Source organism: Blautia sp. MCC269 (genome assembly GCF_018785655.1).
Lineage (GTDB): Bacteria > Bacillota > Clostridia > Lachnospirales > Lachnospiraceae > Blautia_A.
In genome coordinates, this window is the sequence record NZ_WQQE01000039.1 from 1 (window position 1) to 19,322 (window position 19,322).

Sequence of the window (19,322 nt, forward strand, 5' to 3'; positions counted from 1 at the left end):
GTGAAAAGCCTAGTTTTTAAGCTACTCACCCTTTCTTATCATAGAAGAATCCTATTTACAGAGATTTTTTCATAGTCTCGCCTTTCCCGATACGCCAGGGCGGTTCCCTGCGTACGTCTATCATACTTTTATTTATTATTACTTACATAAAATGATTCCTAGCCGCCTCTTCCTCAGCCAACCGAACCGTCTCCTCAGAAGGATTGGAAATCACTGCAGAAGCCACAATCTCACAGGGAGGATTCCCCTTCACACTGTCTACAGCAGCAGTCACAGCAGAAACATCACCAGTCAGAAAAACAGTAGCGTGGCCACCACACTTCGTCTGCCATGTAAGAAAAGAAACATCAGAAGTCTTCAACATCTGATCGATCACAAGAATCGCATTGCTGCTGCCGACAACCTCAACTAAACCAAAAGCACCATAATTCATAAATCAGTCTCCCCCTTTACTTGTTGATCGTCATTTTCAGCGCAATCTCTGTATCCTCAGAAGGAGAAGCGATCACAGTATGAGAAACGACCTTACCAAGAGGCTTAGCTGCTTCCAGCGCAACCTCCATAGCTGCATTCACATCAGAGACAGAACCACGCATCTTTACGCAGGCACCGCTTTTCAGACGGTTACGTTCAACACTCTGAATCTTAACATTAGCTGCCTTGGAAGCAGCATCAAGGGCAACGAAACAGGCAACCAGGTTATCCAGCTCAAAGACACCTACGGCCATGCCGCTGTAATTATTATCCATAAAAATACCTCCGTTCGGGGTTGATTCTCCGTGGTGTGGTTTTTTGACCGATTGTACGTGGAATCATTTCCGTTTTTATGGTTTTATTATAAACGATTCCGTCACAAATAACAAGAAATAAATAAAAGAATCTGTCATAAGAAAACATTATGTCGGCAAAAAACGACAGGATATTTACATTGATTTTTATCTATAGTATAGTAAAAATATTAAAAATTACTGAGAAGGTGTAAAAATGCAAACGCATCAAACGGATTTTTCGAAAGGAAATGTATATCGCAATATCATGGAAGTGGCGGTACCGATGATCATCGCGCAGATACTGAATCTCCTATATAATATTGTAGATCGGATCTATATCGGAAGGATCCCGGAGATCGGGGCGACCGCACTGACTGGCGTGGGACTGTGTTTTCCCATCATAACACTGATCACAGCATTTACCTATCTGTTCGGAAATGGCGGTTCTCCACTTTGTTCCATGGAACGGGGAAGAGGCAATGAAAAAGAAGCAGAAATGCTGATGGGAAATACGTTTGTGATGCTGATTGGTACAGGCATGGCCCTTACCGTGATCGGGCTTGTTTTTTACAGGCCGATCCTTTATGCGTTCGGAGCCAGTGATGTTACGTTTCCCTATGCTGCCAGTTACATAAAGATCTATCTTTTGGGAACACTGTTTGTAATGATCACACTGGGAATGAATCCTTTTATCAACAGCCAGGGATTTGGAAATACAGGAATGTTTACGATTCTGATCGGAGCAGTATTAAATATCGTTCTGGACCCGTTATTTATCTTTGGATTACATATGGGAGTCCGAGGTGCGGCAGTGGCTACGATCATTTCACAGTTTTGTTCAGCTGTATGGGTATTAAGATTCCTCTGTGGGAAAAAGGCGGTTTTAAATCTCAAAAAAAGTGCCATGAAGATTTCCTGGAAAAGAGTGGCTGATATTGTAAGCCTTGGTATGTCCGGATTTTTTATGGCTTTTACCAACAGTCTTGTGCAGGTGGTCTGTAATGCAACACTTCAGACCTGGGGTGGAGATATCTATGTAGGTGTTATGACAGTCTTAAACTCTGTCAGGGACATTTTTACTATGCCAGTTCATGGACTGACCACGGGAGCGTCTCCGGTTATGAGTTTTAACTACGGGGAAAAGGCGTACGACAGGATCAAAAAGGCCATTAAATTTATCACAGTAGTCTGTATTGTTTATACAATGGCAGGCTGGGGAATCCTGAAAGTGATGCCGGAATTTTTTATCCGTATATTTAACAGCGATCCGGAACTTCTTGAAAAGGGTGTTCCGGCACTGCATATCTATTTTTTCGGATTCTGCTTTATGGCACTTCAGTTTACGGGACAGAGTGTATTTGTAGCACTTGGAAAAGCAAAAAAAGCGACCTTTTTCTCACTGTTTCGAAAAGCGATCATCGTCGTTCCCCTGACGATCCTGCTTCCCTATATGAGAGGACTGGGAACAGACGGTGTATTCTGGGCAGAACCGATTTCCAATCTGGTAGGCGGCTGTGCATGCTTTTTTACCATGCTGGCAACGGTTTTGCCGGAACTGAATGGAAAGCCGGGAACCGGGGAAAAACAAACTAACAGGCAGAAGATATAAAATAACAAAAAGGAGAACAGTTTATGTGTACAGCAGCAACTTATAAGACAAAAGACTTTTACTTCGGAAGAACACTGGATTACGAATTCTCTTATGGAGATGAGATCACCATCACACCGAGAAATTATACATTTGAGTTCCGGCATATGGAGAAACTTTCCAGCCATTATGCGATCATAGGCATGGCTCACGTAGCAGGAGATTATCCACTTTATTATGATGCTGTCAATGAAAAAGGCCTTGGAATGGCAGGCCTTAATTTTGTTGGAAACGCTGTATATAATGTGGTGGAAAATGGAAAAGAAAATGTGGCACAGTTTGAATTCATTCCTTGGATCCTTGGTAAATGTGCCACTGTGCAGGAGGCAAAAGATCTCCTGAAAAAGATCAATCTTGTAAAAACTCCCTTCAGTGAAATGCTTCCCTGTGCACAGCTTCACTGGATCATAGCGGATAAAGAAGAATCGATCACAGTGGAATCTATGGCGGACGGTCTTCACGTCTGGGATAATCCGGCAGGAGTCCTTACCAATAATCCGCCTTTTGACCAGCAGATGTTTATGCTGAATAATTATATGCATCTTTCTCCCAGACAGCCGGAAAATCATTTTTCTGAATCGCTGGGATTAAAAACCTACAGCCGTGGTATGGGAGCGCTGGGACTTCCGGGAGATCTTTCTTCTGCATCCAGGTTTGCAAGAGTAGCGTTTGTGAAAGACCATTCTTTTTCCGGAGATTCCGAGGAAGAAAGCGTCAGCCAGTTCTTTCATATCCTGGGGTCTGTTGACCAGCAGAGAGGATGCTGTGAGGTAGAACCAGGAAAATATGAGATTACTCTTTATACCTCCTGCTGTAACTGTGATAAAGGAATTTATTATTATACAACTTACGAAAATCATCAGATTTCTGCAGTTGATATGCACCATGAAGATCTGGATGGGACTGTGCCTGTGAGATATCCGGTTCTTCAGGGCGAAAAAATCTGTATGCAGAATTAAAATTGCAGAGTTTTTTTGTATGTGCTAGAATAAGCAGGATGATTTTATGACTGTCCGGGGAAAGCGGGCAGGAACGAGAGGAGAAGCACAATGGCTTTATTTCAGGCATTTCGGGCAGTGAGACCCGCTGAGGGAAAAGCAGAGAAAGTGGCAGCACTTCCCTATGACGTAGTAAGCAGAGAGGAAGCGCGTGAAATTGGAGAAAAAAATCCCTATTCTTTCCTCCATGTAGACAGAGCGGAAATGGATCTGGATCCGGAGACTGATCTTTATGATGCAGAAGTCTATCAGAAAGCAAAGGAAAATCTGGATCGTTTTCAGGCAGAGGGAACGCTGATACAGGATGAAAAACCGAATTATTATCTGTATGAACTGATCCGGAAAGGAAAATCCCAGACAGGAATTGTAGGTGTCAGCTCCATTGACGACTATATGAATGGCGTGATTAAGAAGCATGAGCTGACAAGAGAAGACAAAGAGCAGGACAGAATCCATCACGTGGATATCTGCGATGCCAATACAGGCCCGATCTTTCTTGCCTGCAGATATCCGGAAGAACTTCTTGTACTGATGGAAAACTGGAAAAACAGTCATGAACCGGTATATGATTTTACTTCAGAAGATGAAATTACACATCGGGTATGGATCGTGGATGAGGAGGAGAAAATTCAGAAAATCCACAGCCTTTTTGGCGGAATTTCTTCCATCTATATTGCAGACGGCCATCACAGAGCAGCGTCTGCCGTAAAAGTAGGACAGAAACGAAGAAAAGAACATCCCGATTATACAGGAAAAGAAGAGTTTAACTTTTTCCTGTCTGTGGTATTTCCCTGTGATCAGCTGACGATCCTTCCATATCACAGAATTGTAAAAGATCTTAAAGGTATGGAACCGAAAGCTTTCATCGGAAGTATGAAGTTTAATTTTGAACTGATGGCAATGCCGGGATTTCCATGCAAACCGGTAGAAAAGCATTGCTTTGGTCTTTATGTGGATGGGGAATGGTTTCATCTGAAAGCATATCCGGATATTTATGCCAAGAAAGACAGCGTAGGACAGTTGGATGTATCCATTCTTCAGGATAAGGTTCTGGGACCGGTACTTGGGATTGAAGATCCGCGTACAGATGAGAGAATCTGTTTTATGGGAGGAAATCACAAACTGAAAGATCTGGCTGCGGCTGCAGATGAAACGGGTGGCGCCGCTTTTGCTATGTATCCGACTTCGATGGAAGAACTGATGGCGATTGCAGATGAGGGAAAACTGATGCCGCCTAAGAGCACATGGTTTGAGCCGAAGCTTCGAAGTGGTCTTTTTATCCATAAACTTTCAGACTGACAACCGGTTTTTATAGAATTTTAATAAAATGGTCAGGAAAATCTTAGGAAATTACTACAGATTGCTCACATTTATTTTATAAGATATAAACCATGGTGAGCAAATGAGAAAGAGGGGTTTTCATGACAAACGAACAGTATTACGATTGTATCCAGCCATATCAGAATGCATGCCAGATCATGCGGGCCAAGCTGGAGGTGCTGAACGGAAGTCTGTACCAGAAGTCTTCCATATCTCCGATCCATAATATCCAGGAACGGATCAAAGCCAAAAAAAGCATCGAAAAGAAGCTTGAGAAGCTGGGACATTCGGACAGTGTGCAGAATGCCAAGGATTATCTCCGGGATATAGCCGGAATCCGTGTGATCTGCTATTTTATAGATGATATTTATAACCTTGTAAATGCGCTTAAGAGACAGAGTGAACTGATTTTTATCCGTGAGAAGGATTACATACAGAATCCGAAACCTAACGGGTACAGAAGTTATCATGTGATCATTGCCGTACCTGTCTATTATCTGGATACGATGGAATATTTTCCGGTGGAGATACAGCTGCGTACCATGACCATGGATCTGTGGGCAAGTATGGAGCACCGTGTCTGCTACAAGAAACTTCCGGAACACAGAGAAGAGCTGGCTGAGGCATTTTGTCAGTATGCAGATATCCTGGGAAAGATCGAAGAACAGTTTGAAGCGTATAATGAGACTGGAATGCTGGAGGAGATCACACCTTCTGAGGTTGTGGATGCTCCGGCAGAGGGATAGAAATGGAAATTGAAGAAGAATTTATCTCTGGATTCTGCCGCACTATGAATGGCGGAGAGACGGTATGCTGTGAGTATACACAGCGGGAAGACGGAAGCAGAGAGCTGACTTTTATGGACTGTGCACATGAACGATGTGTGAATACAGGGGCCTGCGAAATTTTCAGACAGGCACATGAACTGGAGCAGAAATAAATTTCAGGGAGGAAAGAAATATGAAACATACAGTAAATGCCATGGGCAAACAGTGCCCGATTCCTGTAGTAATGACCAAGAAGATCCTGGATAAAGCAGAACAGGGAGATGAGATCCAGGTTCTTGTGGATAATGAGACTGCAGTAAACAACTTAAGCAGACTTGCCGGAAGTACCGGATGCAGTTTTGTTTCCAGAAAGACGGATGGCGGTTATGAAATCCGTATGGTAGTGAAATCCGATGTACAGGCCAGAACTGCCGCAGAACCGGAAATTGTCTGCACACCTGTTGCACCACAGGGAGATTATACCGTGGCCATTACTTCCGATAAGATGGGAGACGGAGATCCGGAGCTTGGAGCAATCCTTATCAAAGGCTTTGTGTATGCTCTGACACAGCTTGAGACACCGCCGTCTGTAATGCTCTTTTACAATGGAGGAGCGAAGCTTACTGCTTCGGATTCCCCATGCATTGAAGATCTGAAAACTTTGCAGGAGCAGGGCTGTGAGATTCTGACCTGTGGAACCTGTGTGAACTTCTACGGGCTGAAAGAGCCGGCAGTGGGCACCGTGACAAACATGTATGACATTGCGGAGAAACTTACGAAAGCCGGTAAAGTAATCCGCCCATAAAATAGAATATGGAAATGCCGCAGATTTTTCGAAGTCTGCGGCATTTTTGAAATTTTTATAATTTAATATCAATATTCTGTTCTTCAATATTATGACGTTTTGCATAGCCGGTAAGCATCAACGTCAGGGCACCGTCTCCTGTTACATTACATGCAGTTCCAAAGCTGTCCTGCAATGCAAAAATAGTAAGCATCAGAGCAGTACCGGAACTGTCAAATTTCAATACGCCGGTAATGATACCAAGGGAAGCCATAACTGTTCCACCGGGAACGCCCGGAGCACCGATAGCGAATACTCCAAGGAGCAGGCAGAACAGAACCATAGTACCTGGCGTTGGAACAGAACCGTACAGGATCTTGGAAACAGCCATGCAGAAGAAAACTTCTGTAAGAACGGAACCGCAGAGATGGATATTTGCAAACAACGGGATTCCGAAATTTACCAGATCTTTACGAAGAGGTTTTGCCCTGGATGCACACTGAAGGGCTACTGCCAGTGTTGCGGCAGAAGACATGGTTCCTACAGCAGTCAGGTAAGCTGGTGCATAGTGTCGTACAACTTCCAGAGGATTTTCACCGGAGTAGATTCCGGCCAGGATGTACAGAAGCGCCATCCAGATGAAATGTCCGGCAAGAACCAGCACGATGATCTCCAGGAAAACAGGCAGCTGTCTGGTAATCGTACCTTCATAGGCAAGTCCGCAGAAAGTAGAACCGATGAACAGCGGAAGAATCGGAATGATGATCCTTGACACCAGAGCCAGAACGATTTTCTGGAACTCATCCAGAAGACCGGTGACCAGTTTCGCTTTTGTCCAGGTGGCAGCCAGGCCGATCATAACAGAAAAAACAAGAGCACTCATAACCGACATGATCTGCGGGATCTCCAACTCAAAAATTACTTCCGGCAGCTGTTTCAGTCCTGCAGTATAAGAATGAATGGACAGATGCGGAATAATCAAAAATCCGGACGCTGTAGAAAAAAGTGCCGCACCGATGGAAGAACCGTAGGCAAGGATCACAGCAACACCCAGCATTACGGAAGCATTTTTTCCAAGCTTGGTAATGGAGGGGGCAATAAAACCAAGAACGATCAGCGGAACGCAGAAGGTGATGATCTGGCCCAGAATGTACTTGACTGTGACAACAATATTGAGAACTGCCATGGAAATTCCGTTTGTGCTGTACCGGTTCAGAACAAGCCCGGCTAGGATACCCAGGATTACAGCAACAAGGAGTTTAAAAGGCAGACTTTTGAAAAAAGATCCTTTTTTCATTGGAAAACCTCCTCTGATAGTATAAAATAAAGCCAAAACCAATTATAAGATTTTTTTATAAAAAGCACAAGGAGATTTGACATGATTTATCTGGATAACGCTTCTACAAGTTTTCACAAACCGGACTGTGTGGCCAGGGCTGTGGTGGAAGCCATGCAGCAGGCAGGAAACAGTGGAAGAGGAAGCAGTGGAGAAGCTATGGAAGCTTCACGGATTATTTTTGATACAAGATGCAAAATTGCACAGTTATTTGATGTGGAAGGACCGGAATGTGTGGCATTTACCGCAAATGCCACAGAGGCGTTAAACACTGCACTGTTTGGAACTCTGCATCCGGAAAGAGAAAAAGTCCATGCGATCTGTACGGAAATGGACCATAACAGTGTGCTCCGGCCTCTTTACGCGTTGGAGAAAAGAGGTATGGATCTGACCATTCTTCCGGTAGATGGAAAAGGCAGGATTTCTGTAAATGATCTGGAAGCGGCAATCCGCCCGGAGACGAAAGCAATTGTATGTACGCATGCATCGAATCTTACCGGAAACTGTAATGATATCCGTTCCATAGGAGCGATTGCCAGGAAACAGAGAATTCTTTTTATTGTTGATGCTGCACAGACAGCAGGAGTTTTTCCTGTTTCCATGAAAATAGATCAGATTGATATTTTATGTTTTTCCGGACATAAAGGACTGATGGGGCCACAGGGAACGGGGGCCATCTGTGTGCGGCCAGGTGTTTTGGTGGAACCTCTGAAAGTGGGAGGAAGTGGAATTTTAACCTTTCAGAAAGAGCATCCGTCTGACATGCCGGAATCACTGGAAGCCGGCACCCTGAACAGCCACGGAATTGCAGGACTGAGGGCTTCTCTTGAATGGATACAGGAAACCGGAATCCACACAATCCGAAAAAGAGAACAGATGCTGATGTGGCGCTTTTATGACCAGGTAAAAAAAATTCCCGGAGTCGCCGTGTATGGGGATTTTTCCCAGGAAGACCGATCTCCGGTAGTAAGCTTGAATCTTGAAGGAGAAGGTTCCGCGGAAGTTGGGATGATTCTGGGAGAGGATTACGGAATCAGTGTACGTTCCGGCGGACACTGTGCGCCGCTTATGCATAAAGCCCTGGGTACAGAAAAAACAGGGGCTGTGAGGTTCAGTTTTTCCTATTTTAATACAGAGGAAGAAATTGACGCGGCAGCTGCGGCACTTGGAGAACTGGCAGCAGGGATCGAAGACTGAAAAGAAAGGACAGAATGTATGTACCAGAAAATATACGATGTGGTAGAAAAAAGAGGACGTGTAAAGACAGGAATTTTCCTGAACGGCGAGGAAACGGGGCTTAAGTATCTGGTAGAGGAGGACTGCTTTTTTTATCCCGATGGAAAAAAGGCGAAAGAAACAGCCGGAGAATTACTGAAAAAAACAGTGGCAGACGCGGTGGAGACCGGCGTTGTGAAAGTGGGGAATCAGGAAATTTTCGTGGAAACCTATGAGAAGAATCCAAGACTGGTTATTCTTGGCGGAGGACATGTATCTATTCCGGTAGCGGAGATCGGAAAGCTTCTGGGATTTCATATAACGGTGATGGACGACCGTGAGGATTTTGTAACGAAAGAACGTTTTCCGCAGGCAGACGAGAGGATTACCGGCGATTTTGAAACTTTACCGGAGAAAATTCCTCCTTACGAAAATGCCTGGTATGTAGTTGTGATAAGAGGCCATCTCGGGGATTCTGCCTGTGCAAGAGCAATTTTAAAAAGACCGTTTGCTTATTTTGGAATGATCGGAAGCAAAACAAAGGTGCGGATTACCCGGGAAAAACTTCTGGCAGAGGGTTTCACAGAAGATCAGGTGAACAGCATTCATGCTCCTATCGGCCTGCCAATTGGAGGACAGATGCCGGCAGAGATTGCGGTAAGTATTATGGCAGAAATTGTCCAGGAAAAAAACAGACATTTCCGCACTTACTGCGATGAAGAAGTGGAGGCGGCGATCCGCCTTGGAGCAGCAGGAACCATGGTTACTATTATTGAAAAAAAAGGATCTTCTCCACGCGGAACCGGAAGCAAGATGTTTGTATTCCGGGATGGAAGAACTGTTGGAAGTATCGGCGGTGGAAAAGTAGAATTTGAGGCCGGAAAATATGCGTCCCAGGTGCAGGCTGTGGAAACCAGGATTTATGAACTTGGACAGGGAAAAGGGGATCTAGGTATGATCTGCGGGGGAACGGTGAGAGTCCTTTTTGAGCCTGTGAATGCGGGGAAGAATATGCCGGGACTTGCATAATATGCCAAAATCGTGTATATTTGGAGATAATGTTATTGGACGAAATGCCGGGAGGAAAACCGTTTTCCGGTACCGGCGTATAAGGGAGGACCATAAACAATGAAGAAAAAATGTATTTTGGCTTTGATAGCAGCGGCAGCTTTTATGTCACAGGGATGTGGATTTACAGAAGGTACCGATGCAGTGGTAACGGTTGTAGACGCCACACCAACCCCGGAACCGACAGAGGCACCGGAAGCAACCGCAACTCCGACACCGGGAGCAGAAGCGGCGGCAGATTCTACAGCAGCGGCAGATTCTACAACACAGGCAGCAGCTACAGAGCAGACTCCAAGTGGCGTTAATGTGCAGGTTCAGGATGCGACCTACTATGCGGTTGAAGGCGTAAATCTGCGTTCAGATGCCAGTGCAGATGCGGAATTTGTGGCCGGAGTACTTTCCGGAGAAGCGCTGAAATGTACAGGTGTATGTGATAATGGATGGATTCGTGTAGATTATAATGGACAGACCTGTTATGCATCCGGTGATTATGTCAGCACAACACCGCCGGTAGGAGCGGCAACTGCAGATACGGCAGCAGCACAGTAAAAGAAAAAAGCAAAAAACAAAACCCGGTAACTGCGTTCTGGTAAGGAAACCAGAGCAGAGTACCGGGTTATTTATGTTCACAGACTGAGAATGTCTGCTTTATTTTCGTGAAATCTTCCGGGATTTATTCTGGATATACAAGACGATCCGGTTTGATGTCATAGAGAACTTCATTCAGGAATTTTTTTGCAAGGTATTTGGCCATGCCGAGATTCATATCAAGATAATTGCCGCAGTCTTTTGCAGACGCTCCTGGAATCTCACCTTCAAAATCACGGATGAATTCAAACATTTCGATCATAAGAGGTACGATGTCCTTGGATTCATAATCGCCCTTAAGAAGAAGATAGTTTCCTGTACGGCATCCCATAGGCCCCCAGTAAATGATCTTCGGTCCGAATTCCTTATGGTTACGGAGAAAAGTTGCTGCCAGATGTTCCATGGCATGAAGTTCTGCTGTATTCATGACCGGTTCCTCGTTTGGGGAAGTCATACGAATATCAAAGGTGGTGATTACCTGATCGCCTACCGGATCTTTTCGTGAAACATATACACCTGGCTGAAGCTTGATGTGGTCTATGGTAAAACTTGTGATTTTTTCCATGATAATTCCTCACTTTCTGATTCTGAAATAACTTTTGCAGTATTCTAAGCCCAGGTACCGCAGCTTTTATTTTAGCAGAGAACCTTTCGAGATACAAGGGAAGGACTGCGTAAAGTTGACTTTGTGAAAGGATAATGTTAAACTGAGGAAAGCTTACAGGGGGAGAGTAAAAAAACTCATCTGAGAACGTGAAAATCAACGGTTTCAGGATCTGATAAGGAGGATTTATAAATTATGAAACGCAAGGTTTTATCTGTATTGTTTGCGACCGTTCTTACAGCTGGCATGCTGTCAGGATGCGGAAGCAGCGGGAATACTTCTGAGAAGACATCCGACCAGAAGGAAGAATCTCTGGAGGAGGAGACAACACAGGGCCAGACTGCAGTAGATGAAGAGACTGCAGCGAAAGCCGTTTCCGAGGAAGAAGCAGAGAAGGCTGGGTTTACAGACCAGGAAGAAAGTACTGCGGAGGAAGAGAGCAGTTCGGATTCTACTTTGGAGGAAGATTCCACTTTGACAGAAAGTGAAGCAGACAGCACAGAAGAGAGATTTTCAGATGGTTCCGAGGACGCAAAAAAAGCAGGTACTGCAGTAATTGATACCAGCCAGCAGCTTACCGGAACTTATCATGCAGCAATCACAGTGAAAGATTACGGCGAGATTGATGTGGAACTGGATGCGGATACGGCACCTGTTACAGTAACAAATTTTGTAAAACTGGTACAGGAGAACTTTTATGACGGACTGACTTTCCATCGGATCATTGACGGATTTATGATTCAGGGTGGTGATCCCAAGGGCGATGGAACTGGTGGAGCGGATGAGACCATCAAAGGTGAATTTTCCAATAATGGTGTAAAAAATGATATTTCCCATGTAAGGGGAACGATTTCCATGGCAAGAAGTTCTGCTCCGGACAGCGCAAGTTCCCAGTTCTTTATTGTACAGTCTGATTCCACATATCTGGACGGGGATTATGCGGCATTTGGCCATGTGACTTCCGGAATGGATGTTGTAGATCAGATATGTAAGGATGTCACACCAACAGATGGCAATGGCAGTATAGCAAAAGATCAGCAGCCGGTAATCGAAAGTATTCGTATGACTGACTGACAGGAGGAAGAAGGATGCTAAAAGGGAAAACGGTGCTTCTCGGAGTGACAGGAAGCATTGCTGCATACAAAATAGCATATCTGGCCAGTGCATTACATAAGCTTCATGCAGATGTCCATGTACTGATGACAGAAAATGCCACGAATTTTATCAATCCTATTACGTTTGAGACGTTAACCGGAAACAAATGTCTGGTGGACACTTTTGACCGGAATTTTCAGTTCCAGGTAGAGCATGTTTCCATTGCAAAGAAAGCAGATGTGGTAATGATTGCACCGGCCAGTGCCAATGTAATTGGGAAAATTGCCAATGGCCTTGCCGATGATATGCTTACGACAACGGTTATGGCCTGCCGGTGCCAGAAGATTTTTGCGCCGGCCATGAATACTGCCATGTATGAAAATCCGATTGTACAGGATAATATCAGGAAACTTGTTTCCTATGGATATGAAGTGATTACTCCGGCCAGTGGTTATCTTGCCTGCGGAGATACAGGCGCAGGAAAAATGCCGGAACCGGAGACTCTTCTGGAATATATCCTGAAAGAAATTGCTTTTGAGAAAGATCTTTTCGGCAAAAAAGTGCTCGTCACTGCCGGGCCAACGCAGGAGGCGATAGATCCGGTTCGCTGTCTGACTAATCATTCTTCCGGAAAAATGGGATATGCCATTGCAAAAATGGCGATGCTTAGGGGCGCGGAGGTCACGCTGGTAAGCGGACCTACTGCGATTGCACCGCCACTTTTTGTGAAGGTAGTTCCTGTGACAACTGCAAGAGATATGTTTGAGGCAGTGACCACAAGAAGCGATCAGCAGGATATTATCATCAAGGCCGCGGCAGTGGCGGATTACCGTCCGAAACAGGTCAGTGATAACAAAGTTAAGAAAAAAGATGATCGGGTTTCCATAGAACTTGAAAGAACGGATGATATTCTGAAATATCTGGGTCAGCACAAAAAAGATGGTCAGTTCCTCTGCGGATTTTCCATGGAAACCCAGAATATGATCGGTAATTCCAGGGCCAAACTTGAGAAGAAAAATCTGGATATGGTGGCAGCCAACAATCTGAAGGTGGAAGGCGCCGGATTCCAGGGAGATACCAATGTTCTGACCCTGATTACACAGGATGAGGAAGTATCACTCCCACTTATGAGCAAGGAGGATGCAGCTCTTAAAATCCTGGATAAAATTAATTCACTTATTAATCATTAATAAGTCCATCACCGTATTGTATCCGTAAGGAAACTATGGAACAGGCTGTGTTTCCATGAAGTTTCCCGGACGGAACGGTAACAAGGAGGAGAAAAAATGAAAAACAACAGATTTACAACAGCACAGCTCACGTTACTTGGCCTGATGGCAGCAATTCTTCTGCTTATGGCTTACACACCCCTGGGATATCTGAATATCGGGCCACTGGCCATTTCTTTTAATGTGATTCCGGTAGCAATCAGTGCAGTGGTTCTCGGACCGGTAGGTGGAGCCGTGGCAGGTGCGATTTTCGGTCTGACCAGTTTTCTGCAGTGTATTGGCGTAGGAGGTTCCAGCGCAATGGGAGTTGTGCTCTTCGGCATTAATCCGGCATTCGCGTTTATTCAGCGTTTTGTGCCGCGTCTTCTGGATGGTATCTGCCTTGGATATATTTTCCGGGGAATGCGGAAAATCAGCAATACCTATGTAGCCTGTGCCGTAACAGGATTCTTTTCCGCATTTTTGAATACCCTGTTTTTTATGGCAGCGCTTGTAGGACTGTTCGGAAATACCGATTATGTGAAAAATCTGATGGGTGGTCATAACATTATTATCGGCTGCTGTCTGATGGTAGGAATCAATGCAGTATGTGAGATGATCTCTTCTACAGTAATTACAGGTGCAGTGGGAGCAGCACTTTCCAAGGCACATCTGATACCTGCAGCACAGATCAGCCGGGAAAAAGCATAAGTATTTTGTAAAAAAGACGGGAAAAGAAAATTATGATTTTAGCGATTGATATTGGAAATACCAACATTGTTGTGGGATGCATTGATGACAAAAAGACGTATTTTATTGAACGGCTTGCTACTGTGCGGACAAAGACAGAGCTGGAATACGCCGTTGATCTGAAAACAGTACTGGATATTTATCATATTAAAAAGACGGATATCGATGGATGTATCATCTCATCCGTTGTTCCGCAGATTACCAATATTGCAAAACTGGCGGCCGAGAAAATTCTGAAAAAAGAAGTCATGGTGCTTGGGCCTGGTGTAAAAACCGGTCTGAATATTATGATGGACAATCCTGGGCAGTTGGGAGCGGATCTTGTTGCGGATGCGGTAGCTGGTTTGAAGGAGTATTCGGTTCCGTTTATTGTAATTGATATGGGTACGGCAACTACAGTTTCAGTTGTCAACGGCAAGAAACAGTATATTGGCGGGATGATTCTTCCTGGTATTGGAATATCTCTGGATGCGTTAACTGCAAGAGCTTCCCAGTTAAGTGGAATCAGTATTGACGCACCAAAGCATGTTATCGGACGGAATACGATTGAGTGCATGAAGAGTGGTGTGCTTTACAGCAATGCGGCAGCCATTGACGGAATTATCGACCGTGTGGAAGAAGAACTGGGTGAGAAAGCAACGGTCATTGCAACCGGCGGTCTTGCAAAGAAGATTGTTTCCCACTGTAAGAAAGACATTATCCTGGATGAAGATCTTCTTCTTAAGGGATTGCTTATAATTTATGAAAAGAATAAATAATTAAGAAAAATGAGAAAAGAGCTGTCTGTATGCGGAAATCTGTATACAGACAGCTGTTTTTGCATTGTGAGAGGAATTTTCATTTGATAAATCTTCAGCTTCCGGTAAAGGCTTTCCGGAAGTCTTCCGGCACAGGTGCCAGAAACCGTAGTGGCTCTTTGGTAATGGGATGCTCGAATTCCAGTTGAAAAGAATGAAGTGCCTGTCTGCCAATCCGGTCAAATACCGGATGATAGAGAAAATCGCCGGGCAGAGGGCAGCCGATGTAGTTCATATGAACACGGATCTGATGTGTCCGGCCGGTTTCAAGATGGAGCTCAACAAGAGCGTATCCATTGCTGACTGCCAGACGCTCGTAATGCGTTACAGCAGGTTCGCTCCGTTCAAAATTGACTTCCCTGGTAATTACGGAGTCATTTACCCTTGCAATTGGTGCACGGACAGTCCCTTTTTCTGGTGGAATTCCGTCTGTAAGTGCAAGATACGTGCGGCGGATTCTGCGCTGTTTCATCTGAGTGGAAAGAAGAGCACCACTTAAAGGGTTTTTGGCCAGAACCAGCACTCCAGTTGTGTCCCGGTCCAGCCGGTTGATACAGCGGTATACAAACGTTTCTCCCTGCTGTCGGTAGTACCAGGCGACTCCGTTGGCCAGAGTGTTCTCGTAATTTCCGGCAGAAGGATGTACTGGCATGTCCGCCGGTTTATTGAGAACCAGAATATCTTCATCTTCATACAGAATATTCAGGGGTATTTTTACAGGAAGGATGGACTCTTCTGATCCGGCTTCTTCAGGAACGAGAATGCGAAGAACGTCCTGTTCTTTAAGCGCCGTTTTGGCAAAAGAGGGTTGTCCGTTAAGAAGAATGGCATGATCTGCGCGTTTCATGGTAGTCAGGATATGTTTGGAAAAACCGTTGTTCCGGAGAAAAGATAAAATTGAAATCCCGGAATCCTTCGGAGAAATGGTATACGTAATAATTCTCTGCATATAGAACATCCTTTTCTGAATTTTGGCAGCAGAAGCATGCGGGAATATGTTTCTGCTGATTTCTGTTACAGTATAGCATCGGAGACAGAGTTTGTATAGTTTTGCAGAAAAACACAGAAAATATATTGGAAAAAGTGCCGGAAAAGGGTATAATGTCAAAGATAGCAGAATTGATAAAATACAGACAAATAAAGGATAACTTTATAGACAGTGTGGGGGATGAAACAATGGAACAGCAGCATATGTTTACCAACCGGATGATCCGTAATCTTCTGGTTCCGGTTGTGCTGGAACAGATTCTGAATTCGATAATGGGAACCGCAGATACCATGATGGTCAGCAATGTGGGATCTGCGGCTCTTTCTGCGGTGTCTCTGGTAGACTCCATCAATATACTTCTGATCCAGGCCTTTTCGGCGCTGGCAGCAGGAGGTGCCATTGTATGTGCCCAGTATATCGGTCAGAAAAATTATGAGAAAGCAAACATGTCTGCAAGACAGGTGCTGTTTATTATCACTGCAATTTCGGTAGCGGTATCGGCAGTCTGTCTTATTTTTCAGAAACCTCTGCTGCGGTTTATTTTCGGAGCGGTAGAAGCAGATGTCATGCGTGCTTCGGAAACATATTTCTTTTTTACAGCACTGTCGTTTCCGTTTATAGCAGCATATGACTCTGCGGCTTCCATATTCCGTGCTCAGGAGAATACGAAGGGGCCCATGACGATTTCCATGATTTCCAATGTCATGAATATTGGGGGAAATGCGATTCTGATCTGGGTATTTCATCTTGGTGTTGCAGGTGCTGCGCTTTCCACACTGGTTTCCCGTATTTTCTGCGCTGTGGTAGTTCTTTATCAGCTGCGGAAAGACAGGCAGCCCATTGTTGTCCGTGATTATCTGAAGATCCGTCCGGATTGGGGTATGATCAAGCGAATTCTGGGACTGGGCATTCCATCCGGAGTAGAAAACAGTATGTTCCAGCTTGGAAAACTTGCGATTCAGTCAACCGTATCTACTCTGGGAACAACTGCCATTGCAGCCCAGGCGATGACTAATATTCTGGAGAACTTAAATGGAATTGCAGCTATCGGTGTCGGTGTCGGCTTGATGACGATTGTAGGGCAGTGCCTTGGAGCCGGACGGAAAGATGAGGCGGTCTATTACATAAAAAAACTCTGTGTCATTGCGGAATTTGTTATTATCGCAAGCTGTCTGGTCGTTTACATTCTGGCCAGACCGGTTACCATTCTGGGAGGTATGGAAAAAGAAAGTGCCGCAATGTGTATTCATATGATTACATGGATCACGATCGTAAAACCGCTTGTCTGGACAATGGGTTTTGTACCAGGATACGGCCTGCGTGCAGCCGGAGATGTAAAATTTTCCATGATTACCTCCTGCTGTACCATGTGGGCCTGCCGGTTTTGTCTCTGTGTATTTCTCATCCGCGTCCTGGGCTTTGGGCCAATGGGCGTATGGATCGGAATGTTTGCAGACTGGACAGTACGCGGAATCATATTTACATGGAGATTCCACAGCCGCAAGTGGTTGGAGCATAAGGTAATTTAGGAAATTGCCTTATGGGATCCCAAAGCCTTTGGGCGAGGGCGTTTTGGAAAACGGGAGGAAAACCGTGAGGGGGATCATCTCAGAGTTGCGAAGCCCGAAGATCCCCCTCACACTCCCCCTTCTTGGGCACGCAGAAAATTTCCGCATTGTGGCAATGTGAATTTGTCGAGAGGGTGGATGTATGATACTTTGTTGGATGTGTGAGTCTTAGCCGATCTGGGGAGGGACGGAAGGCGGCCTGCGTGGCAGGCCTGTTCCTGGATTACGGATGAGACTGTAAAAAGAGTGAAGGTGTATACATAGTGTAACATTGCCAGAAAATAAAAATTCAAGTTAAAAGTCAGGAACAATCTGCGAAGCAGATATGCTTTCCGTCCGGAGCGACTAATCGGCTCAGACTATCGGGACCGATATCGTGGAATCCATCGCCCCGCCATGGTGTATCATTTCCAATACCGTACGCCCAATTGCGTGGCCGGAGGGGAGGAGCGCGAGGAGGGGAAACGGCCTTCGCAACTCTGAGTGCTTCCCCTCCTCGCAAATTCCCACTGCTTAAAAAGCAACACCAAACGAAAAAACAAAAAATTTCCTACAAAAAATCTCATTTCCCAAAGGAGGCCCCAATAATTTGAATGGATTAGAAAACAAATACATCATAAAAAACAACAAACGCCTCCGCTACGGCTACACTACTGGTTCCTGTGCGGCAGGTGCAGCACGTGGTGCAGTCCGCATGCTGCTTTCCGGTGAATCCTTCTCGGAGGTCACCTTAAACACCCCAAAGGGAATCACTCTTACTCTGGCTCTTCATGACATCACCCGTGGGGAAGATTACGTCTCCTGTGCAGTCCAAAAAGACGCCGGTGACGATCCGGATACCACCAACGGAATTCTGGTCTATGTAAAAGCAGAAAAATTTTTTTCAGGAAATACAGAAAATTCCGGTACACATCCGCAGATTATTCTGGACGGCGGAATCGGTGTAGGCCGAGTTACCAAACCGGGGCTTTCCCAGAAGGTGGGAGAGGCTGCCATCAATCCGGTGCCCAAAGCCATGATTTTAAGAGAAGCCGAAGAGGCAGCCCAGGAATATAATTATGAAGGTGGACTGAAACTTACGGTATCTGTGCCGGAAGGAGAGGAGATTGCAAAAAAAACTTTCAATCCCCGGCTTGGTATCTTAGGTGGAATTTCCATTCTGGGAACCAGCGGAATTGTGGAACCCATGAGTGAAAAAGCACTGATTGAAAGCATCCACGTGGAAATGAAACAGCATTTCTGCCAGGGAGAGAACTACATACTGGTGACACCCGGAAATTATGGTGCAGATTATCTGCGGGAACATATGACCATTCCTTTTGAAAATAATATCAAATGCAGCAATTATGTAGGGGAAACCATTGATATGGCCATTGATATGGGAGTAAAAGGGATTCTTTTTGTGGCCCATATTGGAAAATTCGTGAAAGTTGCCGCAGGGATTATGAATACCCATTCCCACTGTGCAGACGGAAGAATGGAAGTTCTCTGTGCCGCAGCCATCCGTGCAGGAGGCACTCTGGAATGTGCCAAAGAAATTCTGGAAGCTGGAACTACAGATGAAGCGCTGGCGGTTCTTGAACGATATGGAATTCTGAAAGAAACCATGGCCATTGTAATGGAGAAAATCCAGTTTTATCTGGACCACCGTTCCTATGAACAGATTGTACTGGGCGCTGTGGTGTTTTCCAATGTATATGGACTGCTGGGACAGACACGGGATGCGGAAAAACTCATTACAGAAATAAAGAAACAATCCGAAAAATTATAAAAATTTTATTACAAAATAACAGGAACAGAAAAAAATCATTCTGTTAA

General features: G+C 45.0%; 20 protein-coding genes. 15 read left to right on the top strand and 5 right to left on the bottom strand.

Annotated elements, in window-relative coordinates; translation table 11 throughout:
- Positions 1-142: 142 nt before the first annotated feature.
- Positions 143-433: a BMC domain-containing protein gene (locus GPK88_RS12760; protein ID WP_148448778.1), complete on the bottom strand. Its 291-nt coding sequence runs from the start codon at positions 431-433 to the stop codon at positions 143-145.
- Positions 434-449: 16 nt separating this feature from the next.
- Positions 450-749: a BMC domain-containing protein gene (locus GPK88_RS12765; RefSeq protein WP_119238896.1), complete on the bottom strand. Its 300-nt coding sequence runs from the start codon at positions 747-749 to the stop codon at positions 450-452.
- Positions 750-984: 235 nt separating this feature from the next.
- Between GPK88_RS12765 and GPK88_RS12770 the strand changes: the two genes are divergently transcribed.
- The 6 genes from GPK88_RS12770 (at position 985) to yedF (ending at position 6,308) form a co-directional block, all read left to right on the top strand.
- Positions 985-2,379, top strand: a complete 1,395-nt coding sequence (locus GPK88_RS12770; RefSeq protein ID WP_148448782.1) for an MATE family efflux transporter — start codon at positions 985-987, stop codon at positions 2,377-2,379.
- A gap of 23 nt (positions 2,380-2,402) precedes the next feature.
- On the top strand, positions 2,403-3,377 hold the full coding sequence (gene bsh / locus GPK88_RS12775; protein WP_148448784.1) for a choloylglycine hydrolase: 975 nt from the start codon (positions 2,403-2,405) through the stop codon (positions 3,375-3,377).
- Positions 3,378-3,467: 90 nt separating this feature from the next.
- On the top strand, positions 3,468-4,715 hold the full coding sequence (locus tag GPK88_RS12780; RefSeq protein ID WP_173761738.1) for a DUF1015 domain-containing protein: 1,248 nt from the start codon (positions 3,468-3,470) through the stop codon (positions 4,713-4,715).
- A 122-nt stretch (positions 4,716-4,837) separates the two neighbouring features.
- Positions 4,838-5,482 (top strand): GTP pyrophosphokinase, encoded by a 645-nt coding sequence (locus tag GPK88_RS12785; protein ID WP_148448788.1) that lies wholly within the window; start codon positions 4,838-4,840, stop codon positions 5,480-5,482.
- A gap of 2 nt (positions 5,483-5,484) precedes the next feature.
- Positions 5,485-5,676: a hypothetical protein gene (locus tag GPK88_RS12790; protein WP_148448790.1), complete on the top strand. Its 192-nt coding sequence runs from the start codon at positions 5,485-5,487 to the stop codon at positions 5,674-5,676.
- A 20-nt stretch (positions 5,677-5,696) separates the two neighbouring features.
- Positions 5,697-6,308, top strand: coding sequence for a sulfurtransferase-like selenium metabolism protein YedF (gene yedF, locus GPK88_RS12795; protein WP_173771208.1), 612 nt, complete (start codon positions 5,697-5,699; stop codon positions 6,306-6,308).
- Positions 6,309-6,363: 55 nt separating this feature from the next.
- Here yedF and GPK88_RS12800 read toward each other — a convergent pair whose 3' ends face one another.
- Positions 6,364-7,584 carry a dicarboxylate/amino acid:cation symporter gene (locus GPK88_RS12800; protein ID WP_173761736.1) on the bottom strand — a complete coding sequence of 407 codons (1,221 nt, stop codon included), beginning with the start codon at positions 7,582-7,584 and terminating at the stop codon, positions 6,364-6,366.
- A gap of 81 nt (positions 7,585-7,665) precedes the next feature.
- Between GPK88_RS12800 and GPK88_RS12805 the strand changes: the two genes are divergently transcribed.
- The 3 genes from GPK88_RS12805 (at position 7,666) to GPK88_RS12815 (ending at position 10,455) form a co-directional block, all read left to right on the top strand.
- Complete coding sequence (locus GPK88_RS12805) at positions 7,666-8,820, top strand: aminotransferase class V-fold PLP-dependent enzyme (RefSeq protein WP_173761735.1); 1,155 nt, start codon at positions 7,666-7,668, stop codon at positions 8,818-8,820.
- A gap of 18 nt (positions 8,821-8,838) precedes the next feature.
- A complete protein-coding gene (locus tag GPK88_RS12810; protein WP_173761734.1) occupies positions 8,839-9,867 on the top strand; it encodes an XdhC family protein in 1,029 nt (342 codons plus the stop codon).
- A 99-nt stretch (positions 9,868-9,966) separates the two neighbouring features.
- Positions 9,967-10,455: an SH3 domain-containing protein gene (locus tag GPK88_RS12815; protein WP_173761733.1), complete on the top strand. Its 489-nt coding sequence runs from the start codon at positions 9,967-9,969 to the stop codon at positions 10,453-10,455.
- Positions 10,456-10,579: 124 nt separating this feature from the next.
- Here GPK88_RS12815 and GPK88_RS12820 read toward each other — a convergent pair whose 3' ends face one another.
- A complete protein-coding gene (locus tag GPK88_RS12820) occupies positions 10,580-11,059 on the bottom strand; it encodes an S-ribosylhomocysteine lyase (protein ID WP_173761732.1) in 480 nt (159 codons plus the stop codon).
- 495 nt (positions 11,060-11,554) lie between these two features.
- On the opposite strand from GPK88_RS12820, the gene GPK88_RS12825 reads away from it, so the two are divergent.
- From GPK88_RS12825 to GPK88_RS12840, 4 genes are all read left to right on the top strand, one after another.
- Positions 11,555-12,172, top strand: a complete 618-nt coding sequence (locus tag GPK88_RS12825) for a peptidylprolyl isomerase (RefSeq protein WP_334297578.1) — start codon at positions 11,555-11,557, stop codon at positions 12,170-12,172.
- Positions 12,173-12,186: 14 nt separating this feature from the next.
- On the top strand, positions 12,187-13,383 hold the full coding sequence (gene coaBC, locus GPK88_RS12830) for a bifunctional phosphopantothenoylcysteine decarboxylase/phosphopantothenate--cysteine ligase CoaBC (protein WP_173761730.1): 1,197 nt from the start codon (positions 12,187-12,189) through the stop codon (positions 13,381-13,383).
- Positions 13,384-13,479: 96 nt separating this feature from the next.
- On the top strand, positions 13,480-14,112 hold the full coding sequence (locus GPK88_RS12835) for an ECF transporter S component (RefSeq protein WP_148448805.1): 633 nt from the start codon (positions 13,480-13,482) through the stop codon (positions 14,110-14,112).
- 32 nt (positions 14,113-14,144) lie between these two features.
- Complete coding sequence (locus GPK88_RS12840) at positions 14,145-14,909, top strand: type III pantothenate kinase (protein WP_148448807.1); 765 nt, start codon at positions 14,145-14,147, stop codon at positions 14,907-14,909.
- Positions 14,910-15,003: 94 nt separating this feature from the next.
- On the opposite strand, the gene GPK88_RS12845 is transcribed toward GPK88_RS12840, so the two are convergent.
- A complete protein-coding gene (locus tag GPK88_RS12845) occupies positions 15,004-15,897 on the bottom strand; it encodes an RluA family pseudouridine synthase (RefSeq protein ID WP_173761729.1) in 894 nt (297 codons plus the stop codon).
- A gap of 227 nt (positions 15,898-16,124) precedes the next feature.
- Between GPK88_RS12845 and GPK88_RS12850 the strand changes: the two genes are divergently transcribed.
- Together GPK88_RS12850 and cbiD are read left to right on the top strand one after the other, a co-directional pair.
- On the top strand, positions 16,125-17,465 hold the full coding sequence (locus tag GPK88_RS12850; protein ID WP_148448811.1) for an MATE family efflux transporter: 1,341 nt from the start codon (positions 16,125-16,127) through the stop codon (positions 17,463-17,465).
- A gap of 628 nt (positions 17,466-18,093) precedes the next feature.
- Positions 18,094-19,275 carry a cobalt-precorrin-5B (C(1))-methyltransferase CbiD gene (cbiD, locus tag GPK88_RS12855; RefSeq protein ID WP_148448042.1) on the top strand — a complete coding sequence of 394 codons (1,182 nt, stop codon included), beginning with the start codon at positions 18,094-18,096 and terminating at the stop codon, positions 19,273-19,275.
- Positions 19,276-19,322 lie beyond the last annotated feature (47 nt).

Coding starts and splice junctions, on each gene's coding strand:
- GPK88_RS12760 (WP_148448778.1), bottom strand. CDS start 433: ATGAATTATGGTGCTTTTGGTTTAGTTGAGGTTGTCGGCAGCAGCAAT.
- GPK88_RS12845 (WP_173761729.1), bottom strand. CDS start 15,897: ATGCAGAGAATTATTACGTATACCATTTCTCCGAAGGATTCCGGGATT.
- GPK88_RS12850 (WP_148448811.1), top strand. CDS start 16,125: ATGGAACAGCAGCATATGTTTACCAACCGGATGATCCGTAATCTTCTG.
- GPK88_RS12815 (WP_173761733.1), top strand. CDS start 9,967: ATGAAGAAAAAATGTATTTTGGCTTTGATAGCAGCGGCAGCTTTTATG.
- yedF (WP_173771208.1), top strand. CDS start 5,697: ATGAAACATACAGTAAATGCCATGGGCAAACAGTGCCCGATTCCTGTA.
- GPK88_RS12780 (WP_173761738.1), top strand. CDS start 3,468: ATGGCTTTATTTCAGGCATTTCGGGCAGTGAGACCCGCTGAGGGAAAA.
- GPK88_RS12810 (WP_173761734.1), top strand. CDS start 8,839: ATGTACCAGAAAATATACGATGTGGTAGAAAAAAGAGGACGTGTAAAG.
- GPK88_RS12785 (WP_148448788.1), top strand. CDS start 4,838: ATGACAAACGAACAGTATTACGATTGTATCCAGCCATATCAGAATGCA.
- GPK88_RS12800 (WP_173761736.1), bottom strand. CDS start 7,584: ATGAAAAAAGGATCTTTTTTCAAAAGTCTGCCTTTTAAACTCCTTGTT.
- GPK88_RS12840 (WP_148448807.1), top strand. CDS start 14,145: ATGATTTTAGCGATTGATATTGGAAATACCAACATTGTTGTGGGATGC.
- GPK88_RS12805 (WP_173761735.1), top strand. CDS start 7,666: ATGATTTATCTGGATAACGCTTCTACAAGTTTTCACAAACCGGACTGT.
- GPK88_RS12770 (WP_148448782.1), top strand. CDS start 985: ATGCAAACGCATCAAACGGATTTTTCGAAAGGAAATGTATATCGCAAT.
- GPK88_RS12790 (WP_148448790.1), top strand. CDS start 5,485: ATGGAAATTGAAGAAGAATTTATCTCTGGATTCTGCCGCACTATGAAT.
- bsh (WP_148448784.1), top strand. CDS start 2,403: ATGTGTACAGCAGCAACTTATAAGACAAAAGACTTTTACTTCGGAAGA.
- GPK88_RS12765 (WP_119238896.1), bottom strand. CDS start 749: ATGGATAATAATTACAGCGGCATGGCCGTAGGTGTCTTTGAGCTGGAT.
- coaBC (WP_173761730.1), top strand. CDS start 12,187: ATGCTAAAAGGGAAAACGGTGCTTCTCGGAGTGACAGGAAGCATTGCT.
- GPK88_RS12835 (WP_148448805.1), top strand. CDS start 13,480: ATGAAAAACAACAGATTTACAACAGCACAGCTCACGTTACTTGGCCTG.
- GPK88_RS12820 (WP_173761732.1), bottom strand. CDS start 11,059: ATGGAAAAAATCACAAGTTTTACCATAGACCACATCAAGCTTCAGCCA.